This window comes from Acinetobacter sp. NIOH-H-8, assembly GCF_046635365.1.
Classification (GTDB): Bacteria; Pseudomonadota; Gammaproteobacteria; order Pseudomonadales; family Moraxellaceae; genus Acinetobacter.
In genome coordinates this window covers 39,674-52,214 of the sequence record NZ_JBHDVN010000021.1, presented here as the reverse complement: position 1 = coordinate 52,214, position 12,541 = coordinate 39,674, and the positions used below count along the sequence as shown (strand labels likewise).

The following is a 12,541-nucleotide window of genomic DNA, read 5'->3' as shown; positions in this document are numbered from 1 at the left end:
AAAGTGGAATATGCCGATTCGCGACTGGCGTTTAGCCATGAGCCGCTTTATTATTGAATTCGGTGACCGCTTAAGCAATCACCTTTAAATTGATGAAAAGCAATTACACAAAATTATTTACAGGCTCAGATTTAAATATTTTATCTGCATCATGGCGCTGCCAAATATGGAATAGGCTGTTATGGGTACAATTCATAGCTTTTAATATTTCTTCTTGGGTTTGAATTGAGTTGTAACCATCTAATTTTTTATTAAGAACCTCAAAAAATAATTTATCAGTATTATTTAATTCATTCGGTATATCAATAATGTCTTTTATTGTTTGCACAGTCCAGATTGGTTGAGGGAGTAAATCTTCCCCATAAACCATAATAGATATCCTTACTATGTCTATATAAGGTATTTTTATTATTACATCATCTATATTTACGCCCACAATCTGATCATGCTCTAAGCTAAAATTTTTAATTTTAGTTTTATAATTACTCGTATCTAAATTTTTATTAGCTTCTTTTCTTACTAACCTTTTTAAAAACTTAAACATACAGGCTACCTACTGGAATTAAAATAAAGTCCATTCTGTAAAAGCTTCCAACTCTTCATCATAAGCTTCAACTAATTTATATGCTCCATACCCTCCCGCTAGACCGCCAATTATTACACCTACTGTTGAACATATGGGAGACCCGGGGCCACAAATTCCTCCTGCAATAGCACCACCCACAGCGCCAGCTGCCACTCCTGAGCCTATGGTTGCGGCTTCTTTATAAAATTCCTTTTCTTTATTCTCAGCTGAAAAAATCTCATACCAAGCATAGGAAATTGAAATAACGACAATTACTCTGCCTAGTGGTTTCATATACTTTGCTGCTTTATCAAAAGTTCCATGGGATGCCCCTGATCCTTTAACTACACTATAAAAAACTTTATTTTTATCTGCTGTTGAAAGCGCCTGAAAATATGAATTTCTTGTACCTGTTGATGCTTTTACATAATGATCTAAGGTTTGTCTTGACTGATCTTTCAGTCTTTTCCATTCATCAGGATCTTTTAATTTCAATGCATAATATTCTAAAAATTGATCTAAACTTTTAGCCGCTATTTTTTCTTTTTGTGATACTGCTAACGCGATTGGAGAATTCTTTTTCCTAGTCTGTTCTAAGATATCATTTCTTAATGTATGAGCCTCTTTCGAAGCATCTTTTACAGTCATTCTTCCATTTTCAACATCCTTTAAGTAATCATGACTCATTTTTTTAATTGCTTTCATATAAGCAATTCTTAAGGAGCTATCATGATCTAAAAAGTTATTACTAAAGTAAAGTGCTGTACCATGTAAGGCTTCAAGTGCTATTTCTAATTCATTTTTAACTTTAACAGGTACTTTATTTAATTCTGCTTGTTTTGTTGTACCTGTAGTTGATTTTAATTTATATATCGATTTATTAAATTCGCCATTTTCTAGTGCGGGAACACGCACTCTGGCAATTTTTGAATTATTTAAAATTAACTCTACAAAGATTAAATCTAATTTATTGCAACTATAGATTTTGGTACAACCATTCGGATCAATTTTTCCTCCATAACTTTTTTGAGTTGTCGTATTTAGTAAGGTATAGCTTAATTTTGATAAAAGGTCTTTATTATCACAGGATACTTTTAAACGAGCCGTATAAGTCATTCTTCTAACTCCGATATCTCTGCATCATATTTATGCACCATAACCGTATATTTTTCTTCCTTATTTTTTGAGGTAATTCTAATAATTCCATCTTTGGGAACCTCTCCTGTTCGTACATTCCCCTTAGAATCAATAAGACTAAAAATTGGAGAGCTTTCTAATAATTTATTGTTTATTTTATGTCGCACATCGAACTCTAAAATATAGGAACTATTATGTGAGGCAGGAAGATAGGGAATATCATGCATTACCTTTTCTCCTGATAAAAATTGATGCTGCCCTGCCTTCATCTCAAACTGACCACCCGTCATCGGCAAAATTCCGGCACTACTGATCTCAACTTGAGAACCGCCCGCAGTTAAAACAATTTCCTTCGCTGCTGTAATTTCGATCTGATCTTCAGTGGAGATAGTTTTGATACCTTTGCGTGCAATAATATCCATCCCATCATTTTGCGCCTGTAGTTCAACTTTGCCTTTTGCGGCATAAGCTCTTAAGCCTTGTTGGGCTGCAAACAGACTGACTTTAGAAGAGGCATGCCCAATAATATTTTTCTGCGAACTTAAATTAATACTGTCCGCTGACTGGTGGCTAATTTGACCCTCCGCAGACAAATGAATATCCTGCTGGGTACTCAGCGCAATGGATTTTGGTGCTGTCAGAATCATAATTGCCTGTTTAAAGGCAGCTGCCTTGTCTTGATCTTGCTGTTCAATTTTCTCAATAAAGCTTTTTAAATTTTCAAAGATTTCAAGCGGATCAGTTTGCTGGTTTTTAGCAACATCACTTAGCGCCTGGCTCATCTGCAAGCCTGATTCAAGCTGGCTTTTCGCTGGTTCAGCATCCATATGTGAACCGTCTGCGGCTTGCTGTTTATGAGCCGAAATCAATAACCCTTTACCTGCACGGACTGCACCCCATTGGTCAGTTCTAAGTTCAAAACCTTCACCCCGTCCTTCACTTTCAGCCTGTTCTTTCGGATGACTCAAGTTACCCAGATTGAGCTGACTGGCAGCTTGACTACTATGTAACTGTATACTGATCTGGCCAGTCGTATCATCAAAACGTAACTGGTTAAAGCCTTGCCCCTGTACTTCTTGCGAGCGAATACCACTGAGTTTTTTGGTGTCTGGTAGTTGTCCTTTTTGATCAAACTTCGTCGGAGAACGTTGGCCTTCATGAATCCGACCTACCACAAAAGGCCGATCAATATTGCCGTCGAAAAAGTCGACGACCACAATTTCACCAATGCATGGCAAGAAACGGACCCCATAACCTATACCTGCCCACGGGGTCAGAACATCTACCCAGGCTGAATCTGTATCACTGTCATTGCTGCCTGCACCACCATCGTGAGCATGGTCATCCGAACGAGTGAACAGAAAACGGATTTTGATCCGCCCCCATTCATCCACATAAATTTCTTCATCTTCTGGCCCGACTACCTTGGCGCATTGCGGATAGGCCTGTGGCCGCTGCAATAAAGGTTGATACTCAGGAACCAAGTGAATATGGCGACGTTGCAAGACTAGCTGGTTGGCCTGACGCTCACCTGCGTCCTTGGATTCTGTCATCTGCCAACAGCTTTGCTGAATTAAAGCATGAACCTGCTCATTTAAGTCTTTAGGCAAATTATTTTGGTTATAAAATTTCCTAGAGATGATTAAAAATTCTTTATCTACTGCTGGATGCTGGTCAATTTCAGGATGCTGATCCAGCCGAAACCAGTAACCCACTTGGGCATCACGTACCGTGGATGTTGCTAAAAATTGTTTGGCCTGTGCATCATAGAAATGCTGCAAATTTTGGTTTATTTTCTCGATTTGTGCATCCGAGGCTAGAGTTGCCTGATCTGCATGCCTGAGATCAGTGATCCATGCCGGACTGATGTTCCAGCCTTGTTCCAATGCCAGGCTGGCATTATCCTGAACCTGACTCTGCTGGTGCTTGCTTTGTACTGAACCTATGCCTTCTTCCTGATTCAAGCGACCGGCATGCCAGCGCTGGATATGTACAGCGGTCGGCTGCAACTGCCGTTCTGCAATAAAACTGGTCATGCTATCTTCTTGTTCAGTCGCACTGGAACGATGGAAACGGATCGCTCTGCGGCTTAAAGCTTGGTAGTAGCTATTGTCATCAATTAATCTAAGCTTTTGCGCTGCAATCGCTGCAGATGAATGCACAACTATAAGCTCAGACTCATCAATCAGCCAGTTAATCCCCTCACTACGCCATAAACGGGTTAAAAAGTCATAGTCGCTTTCATTCAACTGCATAGTAAAAGGACGCACATCATAAGTTTGCTGCAAACCGGATAAATCCAGCTTGAGTGCAGCCGCAAATAATGGACTCTTACGCTGCCATTCTTTGAATAAGATTTCAGTAATCTCCCGGACACTCTTGTCCATGAACACACGACTATTACGGCGTTTATGCCATAGCGACGTTGCATCTTCCAGGGTGAGTTTATAAAGCACTAATGCACCATCACTCTGTCCCTGAGTTGCTGCAGTAATAATTCCGGAACTGCGAAATAACTGTCCTTGATCCGTGACCTGATCTATCGCTACTTGAATTCCAATAAATTCCTTAAGGGGAATCAAGGCATTAGTCGACACACAAATCAGCTCAATCTTTAGTCCCTGATTCAGGACATGTTGGCCATCAATACGTTGCAGAAAAACTTCAGAATTAAGTTTTTGATGGGAAAACTGAACAAGCAAAGCACGCTTCTGTGCGCTAAGACCCAATTGCTCTAATACTTGAGCGATATGATTTTTTATCATTTTTAATTGTTATAAATATTTTTGCGGCATTATAGTGAATTATTTATATCCAGCCTAGATTCATTGGTCTGGCCATGGTTCCGATTCATCACTGTAATTCTGGAAGAGGCTTGAATATCAAAATTTTTATTTTCTGAAAATCAGGAATTTCAAGCAGATCAACTATTCAAAAAAATAGCTTTCTTTTCATTTTAATCTTTCAAAAATATGGGCAAATGAATCACTCATCTGCCCAAAAAAATCTTTTAACCGCCTTTTTTTACCAGATAATGGAACTCTTTATTGCCATTTTCATCCAGACGCTCCTCTTGGAGTAGCAGTTCATGGCCAAGGTGCATACAAAATTTTGGAATATCCCAGGAAGTTGAATTATCCGTAGCAAAAACTTCAACTACATCACCAGCTTTAGACTTACGGATGGCTTGATGCAACATCATCACTGGCTCAGGGCAGCGTAATCCACGGGTATTCAATTGCAGGCTTGGCGTAATTTCAGCTTCAGACATCGACAGACTCAGGAATTCAAGATCAGCCTTATTTTAGCATAAAGCGGCTATCGCATTGCAGCCCGCGCTTTGAACCAATTCACAAAACCATACTGACCCGCGCGATCAAGTCTGCGCAGCATAATTACAATAGACAAGCGTATTTTCTGCGGTATGATAAAATCACGTTTTTTTAGATATTAAGAGTCTTTAGGAAAGATCATGCACGAGGAATCAGGCCCGTCGTGGGGTATGCGCGGCTTACGTAAATGGCTGGGAACTGCACCCGAAACTCGCGACGAACTGCTAAAATTAGTACAAGATTCACGTCGATTTTTAGAACCCGATACTGTTGCAATGCTGGAAGGCGTATTGGATCTGCCAGCCACCAAAATTCGTGAAGTCATGACGCCAAGAACGTCCATGATTAGCTTGCAGGAAGATGACCAACTTCTCGAAATTCTGCATGTTTTAGTTGAATCTGCGCATTCGCGATTCCCTGTGTTCTCATCGGATCAACCGGATAATGTAGTTGGTATTTTACTGGCCAAAGATCTGCTTCCTTTCCTGACCGAGCCTTCTGCCAAAGTCGATATTCGTGCCTTGATGCGTCAGCCGCTGTTTGTGCCGGAAAGTGCGCGTTCGGATCAGGTTCTACGTATGCTGAAAAATACCCAGACTCATATTGCGGTAGTGATTGATGAGTACGGTACAACTTCAGGCCTGGTGACATTAGAAGATATTCTCGAAGAAATTGTGGGTGAAATTGAAGACGAACATGATATTGCGGATGAAGAAGCACAATATATTGTTCCGGATCAAGACCCGAAGACAGCCAATACCTGGGTAGTACAAGCGCTGACGCCAATTGAGCATTTTAACAATATGCTAGATGCCAATTTCTCCGATGATGAAGTTGAAACCATGGGCGGTTTGTTATTACAAGAAATTGGTCTGGTAAATGATTTGGAAGGTCAGACGATTGAACTGGAAAACTGGCAATTTACCATTCTTGAGGCAGATTCACGTTCTATTCGTTTAATTCGAGCTGTGCGCCAATGAGAGCATATTTCGATAAGCTATTAAATCCAGCCCAGCAGCAAAAGCAGCTAGCCTTAATTTATCCTGTATTGATTGCCTTATTTGCCGGCGCTATTTTTAGCCTGGCACTGGCACCTTATCATTACTGGTGGCTGGCGATTCTCTCTCCTGCCTTACTGTATGCTTGCGTCCGTGGTCGTAGTGCGAAACAGGCCTTTGGGATTGGCTGGGCTTATGGGATTGGATTGTGGTTTGTGGGTGCATTCTGGCTCTATACCTCTATTCATGTGTATGGCGATACCAGTGCTTTCCTGAGCGTAATCATGATCCTGATCATGGCGATTGTCATGGGACTGTTTACTGCGCTTCAGACTTTTATTTATCGTCGCTTTTTCCCGGAAACACCCCTTACCTTCGCCCCACTTTGGGTGATCTTTGAATGGGCCAAAACCTGGGTATTTACCGGTTTCCCATGGCTCTTTGCAGGTTATGCTTTTACTGAGCTTTATCTGGATGCCTATGCGCCTTTATTTGGTGTATTTGGGGTGTCCTTTGTAGTGATTGTTCTGGCCTGTGCGCTGGTTGAAATTTTAAGTAAACGGGTCTTCTGGATCGTTCCTTCTGCACTCTTGTTATTGGGTGCTTGGGGCGCAGCACAACTGACTTTCGTGCAAGAAAAAAATCAAAAGCCGCTCACTGTTTCTCTGATTCAGGGCAATATCCCCCAGGACCTGAAATGGTTAACTGAATATCAGGTAAAAACCCTGCTGATCTATGCCAATCTGAGCAAGACCGAATGGGGACGTGACCTGATTGTCTGGCCAGAATCTTCGATTCCAATGTTCCAGACCGACATTGAGCCTTTCTTGGATGCCATGAAAGTTCAGGCAGAAAAATCTGGAACAGCTTGGGTCACAGGTATTCCGTTCTGGGATCTGGCTGAGTCACAGGAAGCAGGCACGCCAAAATATTACAATAGCATCATGGCGACCGGTAATGAGTCGAGTGGTTTGTATAAGAAGCAGCGTCTGGTGCCTTTTGGGGAATATATTCCACTTTCTGGCGCACTCAGCTGGGTACTGCCAGCTCTGCAAAACGACCCTTCGGTGAGTGGTTTCTCGCGTGGTGCGGATATCCAGAAACCATTAAATGTGAAAAACCATCCTTTAGGTGCAGCGATTTGCTATGAAGTGGCTTATCCAAACCTGACTCGTCGTAATGCCAGCCAAAGCGATTTTCTGGTGACCGTATCTAATGATGCCTGGTTTACTGGCACTGCCGGTCCACAGCAACATTTACAGATGGTACAAATGCGGGCCAAGGAAAATGGTCGCTGGTTTATTCGTGCCACCAATACCGGGGTAACCGCGTTCATCGACCACAATGGTCATATTGTGAAGCGTGCACCCATGGATAAAGAAGCTATACTCCGCGGTGAGTTACCCGCCATGCAGGGTGAAACGCTTTATATGAAACTCAGCGACTGGCCAGTACTGATTTTCTCCGTATTGTTATTATTACTGGGTTGGCGCTTCCGCCCACGTAAGGTGGATATCAGCTTTAAGTCGAGAAGATAATTCTCTCAAAAGTCCCTCTTTACGAAAGGTGAGCCATATATGGCGCAAGAGGGGGATTAATTTTCTAAATCCCTCCCGGCCTCCCTTTTAAAAAGGGAGGAGATATAAAAAAACCGAGGTTCATGCCTCGGTTTTTTATCTATATATTTATTAAGAATGTTATTAAAACTGGATCACCAGATAAGACAACATGCTCGCCAGTGACAACATTGGAATATAACGATAGATCTGTACAATACCGTTTTCAAATGCAGAAGCCTGTTCTTGTTTAAACTGCACGACAGATGCTTTTAATGCTGACCAGAAGCATAGTACGAATAAGGTACTCATCATGCTAATGGCAAAGAAACCCACCATAATCTGGCTGCTGCCTTCAGTGGTCTGCCATAAATGCAAAATTCCTTGGCTGGCTGGAAGAATGCTTAAAACCAAAAGAACAGATTTCAGCATCGACCAATGAAACTGGTTTATTTCATCCGACAATATTAATGCTTTCATACCATTCTCCTTTGGCTAAAAAAGGGCCATTAAGAATATTATGAGCTATTTTTTATAAATAGAAAGTCTATATTTATTCACATTTTACGATAATTGTAATAGATAAATATGGGAATAATTCTTATTATAACTATCAAATCATCAATATTATAGTAATAGCATTAAATTCAGTTATTTATATTATATTTTATGATTGAGAGTTATTATCACTTCACCCAATATTGAAACAATCAATCAAGTGAAGTGATATATTCAATAACCTACTAATTTATAATAATTATCAGTTAAGGTTGGTAATAAATATCAGCATCAGTTCCTTCGCCACCCGCCTGTCCATCAGCACCAAAAGAATACAAGTCGAAGGCACGGCCGTTAGTTCCCGGAATCACGTATTGCAGGTCATTATCCCAGCTGTCTTTTGGATAACCACCTTTCACATAGCCGCCTGGGAGCCAGTTCTTCGCTGTTGCCGGCTGATTTACCAGCGCATCCAGACCACCTTCCTGCATGCTTGGATATTTGCCATTGTCCAGCTTATATTGATCCAGTGAACCCGCAATACTTTGCAATTTGATGACTGTGGTATCCACTTTAGCCTTTTCACCGCGTCCCATTACATTTGGAACAATTAGGGCCGCAAGCACACCGAGAATAACAATAACCACCATTACTTCAATCAGGGTAAAACCTGAGGCACGATGGGCACGTAACTGGCTCACACGTACGGTAGGTTTAACAGCTGTAATTGAAGGGGCTTTGGCTTGATTTGGATTCCTTTTCATTCAATATCTCTCATTCATCTTTAGAAAGTTTCAGGCACTTTCAATTCTTCGTAGACGTTACACATGTTATTTAAATCATATTATTCATATTGACGATTGGCAGCATCACTGCGATCACAATTACCAGCACAATACTGGCCATGAGTACCAGCATCAGCGGCTCTAGAAGTGCGAGTAATGTCGAAATCAGCGTGGTCACTTCCCGATCCTGCATGGTCGATGCCCGTTCCAGCATACGATCCAGCTCCCCCGAGGCTTCACCACTTTTGATCATTTGTACCATCATCGGGGGGAAATAACCACTACGTTCCAGCTGGGTAGCCAGGTTCCCGCCTTCAGTCACTTTTTCAGCAGCCAGATTAACCGAATCCCGGATCACCCAGTTATTACTTACCGCCGCTCCAATGCGTAAGGCATCTACCAAAGGTACACCGGACTGGGTCAGAATCGATAGAGTACTGGCAAAACGGGCAGCATTAATACCGCGTGATAATTTTCCGAATAAAGGTAGTTTCAGAGTTAGACGATCAAAAGCATAATGCCCAGCCGTTGTTCTTAAAAACCGTACCAGAAGAAAAATACCTACCGCACTCCCTATCAATAAAAATGGCCACGCGATCCGGATAAAATCGCTGGCTTTCATTAAAGTCACTGTAATCCAAGGCAAGGCATCTTTACTTTGATCAAAGGTCTTGACGATATCCGGTACTACATAGGTCATCAGACCCATCACAATTGCAAAAGACATCAAGAGCAAAATAATCGGATAGATCATCGCCCCTTGAATCTTTTTCTGCATAGCAAAACGGTTTTCGGTATAGTCAGCTAACTGATCCAGAATCAGGTCCAAGTGACCAGAACGTTCACCAGCCGCAATGGTGGCAATATACAGCTCTGGAAAACGTCCAGACTGTTGTAGCGCCTGAGCCAAGCTATGTCCTTCCAGCACTTTAGAACGTACTGACATCAGCAGATTTTGCACATGAACTTTTTCGCTCTGCTTGCCGACGGCGCGAATGGCTTCTTCTAGCGGAATTGCGGCAGCGACCAGTACCGAGAGTTGCCGGGTCATAAGGGCCAGATCATAGGCAGTGATGCTTTTTTCAAACCATTTGCGACGGTAGTGCTGGTCTTTTTTCTCAACCGGATCTACAGAGACCGGAATCAGCGCCTGATCCCGAAGCTGTTGCCGGATTTGTCGTGCTGAATCCCCCTCAAGCACGCCTTTTTGCTGCTTCCCTGAAGCGTCAAGCGCAGTAAACTGATATGCAGGCATTGTAATGCTCTAATTTTCCAAAATTTTGCTTAACGCTGTTGCGTCAGACCATCAAAATCATTCATATTCTTCAATATAAATTATCTGCTCACTCTAACATAACTGAACTTTGAGCACGACGAAATTTCATCAGGACCCACTCTGTTACTATGCCAAATTCTGTTCCCGTTACTGCCCCTGTTTATCGTGTTCGTGTTGCAGTGCCGGTGCATCTGTTTGACTGTTTTGACTATAGCTTGAGTCAGGAACAATATCAGCAGGCAGAAGTGGGTGCCCGAGTCGCGGTTTCTTTTGGCCGGCAAAATCTGGTCGGCGTGATTACTGAAAAATTACCGCTAGATGCTCCGATTGATCCCAGTTTCAAACTGAAAGCAATTACCGAGCTTTTAGATGACCGTGCCATTATAGACTCTCAAGTTTTAAGTGTATTGACCTGGTCAGCACAGTATTACCAGTTTCCTATCGGGGAAGTGATCCAGACTGCCTTGCCGACCTTATTGCGTCAGGGCAAACCGTATAATCTGCTGGCCCGAAACTGGAAATTGCTGGATCATGAGGCTGAAGCCAAGGTTCGCCGTTCCGAGAGGCAACAGGAAGCCTATCGGATTCTAAAACTACATCCGGTGGGAACAACTGAGAATCTCTTAAATCTGGCCGGAATAGAAACAGCGACTTTAAAAGCGCTCGAAAAAAAAGGGATTTGCGAATGTGTCCTGGAAGCACAGGATTTTAGCCCGCAACCTGTACAACTGGCCCAGATGCCATTAACGGCCAATCCGGAACAAAAGCATGCGATTCAGCAAGTGCTGAAATACCGCAAGCAATATCAGGCCTTTTTACTTGATGGCCTGACTGGCAGTGGCAAAACTGAAGTCTATCTTCAGATCATGGAACAGGTACTTAAACAGGGCAAGCAGGTACTGGTACTGGTACCTGAAATCGGACTGACGCCACAAACCATTAGCCGCTTTCAGTCCCGTTTCCATTGTCATATTGCCTTACTTCACTCTGGCCTGAATGACAGTAAACGCTTACAAGCCTGGCAAGCCGCTGAAACCGGTAAAGCGTCCATTGTGCTTGGCACCCGTTCTGCGATTTATACACCGATGCCGAATCTGGGCTTGATCATTCTGGATGAAGAGCATGATCTGTCTTTTAAACAGCAGGAAGGCTTTCGCTATCATGCCCGTGATGTGGCATTGTACCGGGGACATTTACAGCAATGTCCAGTCCTCTTGGGTTCGGCCACCCCCAGCATTGACAGCTATGCGCTGGTGCAGCAAGGCAAAATGCAGGTGCTGGAACTGAATCAACGCGCGGGTACAGCACTAATGCCAAAAATCCATATTCTGGATTTAAAAGTGGCACCAAAGCAGCATGGCATCAGCCTGCATCTGATTGAAGAAATCAAAAAGCACCTGGCTAAAAAAGAACAGGTACTCATTTTTCTGAATCGTCGTGGTTATGCACCCGTATTGATCTGTGGCAGTTGTGGTTGGCAGGCGCAGTGTCCGAACTGTGATGCCAATTTCACTGTGCATCGGCAACCTTATCAGCATCTGCATTGTCATCACTGTGGCACCATTCATCGTATGCCTGAACAATGCCCGCAATGCCAGCATCAGGAGTTGGCTACTTTAGGCATGGGGACTGGAAAAGTTGAAGAACATCTGAATGAGCTTTTTCCAGATTTTGAAGTGATCCGGGTCGATCGCGACTCAACCAGCCGGGTGGGTAGTTGGCAAAAGATCTATGACAAGATTCAAAAAAGCGAGCCTGCAATTCTGCTCGGCACGCAGATGCTGGCCAAAGGCCATCATTTCCCTTATGTCACGTTAGTCGCGATTTTAGATATCGATTCCGGTCTTCTTAGCGTCGATTTCCGGGCCACAGAACGTACAGCACAATTGATCGTACAGGTCGCAGGTCGTGCAGGACGTGGGGAACATAAAGGGGATGTATATTTACAGACCCTAAGACCTGATCATGCGCTGCTGAATACCTTAGTCACTGAAAATTACCGCGCTTTTGCCAAGCAGACTTTGACCGAACGGCAAATCGCCCAGATGCCTCCTTTTCGTTATGCCGTGCTGATTCGCTGTGAATCCAAAGATCAGGCACAAAATACCGAATTCTTACAGAAACATGCTGCTCTGCTCAGGCAATATCCCGATCTGGTGCTGGACATCTGGGGTCCCATTCCTGCCCCGATGGAACGCAAAGCCGGACGCTATCAATCCCATATGGTGCTATTGTCCGCAGACCGTGCCCGTTTGCATTATTATGTCCGTAGCTGGTGGCAAAACCTGTTACAGGATAAGCCATCCAATATGAAGCTGACACTGGATATCGATCCACAAGAACTCAGCTAAAATATTGAGACCATCTTCATTTGATAAAGGCTCAACTTTAAGA

The 12,541-nt window shown here is 42.9% G+C and carries 10 protein-coding genes; 3 read left to right on the top strand and 7 right to left on the bottom strand.

What is annotated here, in order from left to right; translation table 11 throughout:
• Positions 1–103: 103 nt before the first annotated feature.
• From ACEWB7_RS09975 to tusA, 4 genes are all read right to left on the bottom strand, one after another.
• Positions 104–544, bottom strand: a complete 441-nt coding sequence (locus ACEWB7_RS09975) for a hypothetical protein (protein WP_411580685.1) — start codon at positions 542–544, stop codon at positions 104–106.
• Positions 545–562: 18 nt separating this feature from the next.
• Positions 563–1,681 carry a hypothetical protein gene (locus ACEWB7_RS09970; protein ID WP_411580683.1) on the bottom strand — a complete coding sequence of 373 codons (1,119 nt, stop codon included), beginning with the start codon at positions 1,679–1,681 and terminating at the stop codon, positions 563–565.
• Positions 1,678–4,467, bottom strand: a complete 2,790-nt coding sequence (locus tag ACEWB7_RS09965) for a type VI secretion system Vgr family protein (RefSeq protein WP_180002545.1) — start codon at positions 4,465–4,467, stop codon at positions 1,678–1,680. The genes ACEWB7_RS09970 and ACEWB7_RS09965 overlap by 4 nt, the downstream gene beginning before the upstream one ends.
• 245 nt (positions 4,468–4,712) lie before the next feature.
• Positions 4,713–4,973 carry a sulfurtransferase TusA gene (gene tusA, locus ACEWB7_RS09960; protein WP_004781744.1) on the bottom strand — a complete coding sequence of 87 codons (261 nt, stop codon included), beginning with the start codon at positions 4,971–4,973 and terminating at the stop codon, positions 4,713–4,715.
• 201 nt (positions 4,974–5,174) lie between these two features.
• Here tusA and ACEWB7_RS09955 point away from each other — a divergent pair, with 201 nt between their 5' ends.
• Complete coding sequence (locus tag ACEWB7_RS09955; RefSeq protein ID WP_218947769.1) at positions 5,175–6,014, top strand: HlyC/CorC family transporter; 840 nt, start codon at positions 5,175–5,177, stop codon at positions 6,012–6,014.
• Positions 6,011–7,570, top strand: a complete 1,560-nt coding sequence (gene lnt, locus ACEWB7_RS09950; protein ID WP_312310068.1) for an apolipoprotein N-acyltransferase — start codon at positions 6,011–6,013, stop codon at positions 7,568–7,570. Before ACEWB7_RS09955 ends, lnt begins: the two co-directional genes overlap by 4 nt.
• A 162-nt stretch (positions 7,571–7,732) precedes the next feature.
• Here lnt and ACEWB7_RS09945 read toward each other — a convergent pair whose 3' ends face one another.
• The 3 genes from ACEWB7_RS09945 to gspF form a co-directional block, all read right to left on the bottom strand.
• Positions 7,733–8,068 (bottom strand): hypothetical protein, encoded by a 336-nt coding sequence (locus ACEWB7_RS09945; RefSeq protein WP_034705833.1) that lies wholly within the window; start codon positions 8,066–8,068, stop codon positions 7,733–7,735.
• A 284-nt stretch (positions 8,069–8,352) separates the two neighbouring features.
• Positions 8,353–8,850: a type II secretion system major pseudopilin GspG gene (gspG, locus tag ACEWB7_RS09940; protein ID WP_218946463.1), complete on the bottom strand. Its 498-nt coding sequence runs from the start codon at positions 8,848–8,850 to the stop codon at positions 8,353–8,355.
• Between the two features lie 70 nt (positions 8,851–8,920).
• Positions 8,921–10,126 (bottom strand): type II secretion system inner membrane protein GspF, encoded by a 1,206-nt coding sequence (gspF, locus tag ACEWB7_RS09935; RefSeq protein WP_034705070.1) that lies wholly within the window; start codon positions 10,124–10,126, stop codon positions 8,921–8,923.
• A gap of 149 nt (positions 10,127–10,275) precedes the next feature.
• Here gspF and ACEWB7_RS09930 point away from each other — a divergent pair, with 149 nt between their 5' ends.
• Positions 10,276–12,498 (top strand): primosomal protein N', encoded by a 2,223-nt coding sequence (locus tag ACEWB7_RS09930; protein WP_284880069.1) that lies wholly within the window; start codon positions 10,276–10,278, stop codon positions 12,496–12,498.
• Positions 12,499–12,541 lie beyond the last annotated feature (43 nt).

Bases quoted from the DNA above. Each gene is read 5' to 3' on its own strand.
- ACEWB7_RS09955 (WP_218947769.1), top strand. From the start codon at position 5,175: ATGCACGAGGAATCAGGCCCGTCGTGGGGTATGCGCGGCTTACGTAAA.
- ACEWB7_RS09970 (WP_411580683.1), bottom strand. From the start codon at position 1,681: ATGACTTATACGGCTCGTTTAAAAGTATCCTGTGATAATAAAGACCTT.
- ACEWB7_RS09965 (WP_180002545.1), bottom strand. From the start codon at position 4,467: ATGATAAAAAATCATATCGCTCAAGTATTAGAGCAATTGGGTCTTAGC.
- ACEWB7_RS09945 (WP_034705833.1), bottom strand. From the start codon at position 8,068: ATGAAAGCATTAATATTGTCGGATGAAATAAACCAGTTTCATTGGTCG.
- tusA (WP_004781744.1), bottom strand. From the start codon at position 4,973: ATGTCTGAAGCTGAAATTACGCCAAGCCTGCAATTGAATACCCGTGGA.
- ACEWB7_RS09930 (WP_284880069.1), top strand. From the start codon at position 10,276: ATGCCAAATTCTGTTCCCGTTACTGCCCCTGTTTATCGTGTTCGTGTT.
- gspF (WP_034705070.1), bottom strand. From the start codon at position 10,126: ATGCCTGCATATCAGTTTACTGCGCTTGACGCTTCAGGGAAGCAGCAA.
- gspG (WP_218946463.1), bottom strand. From the start codon at position 8,850: ATGAAAAGGAATCCAAATCAAGCCAAAGCCCCTTCAATTACAGCTGTT.
- lnt (WP_312310068.1), top strand. From the start codon at position 6,011: ATGAGAGCATATTTCGATAAGCTATTAAATCCAGCCCAGCAGCAAAAG.
- ACEWB7_RS09975 (WP_411580685.1), bottom strand. From the start codon at position 544: ATGTTTAAGTTTTTAAAAAGGTTAGTAAGAAAAGAAGCTAATAAAAAT.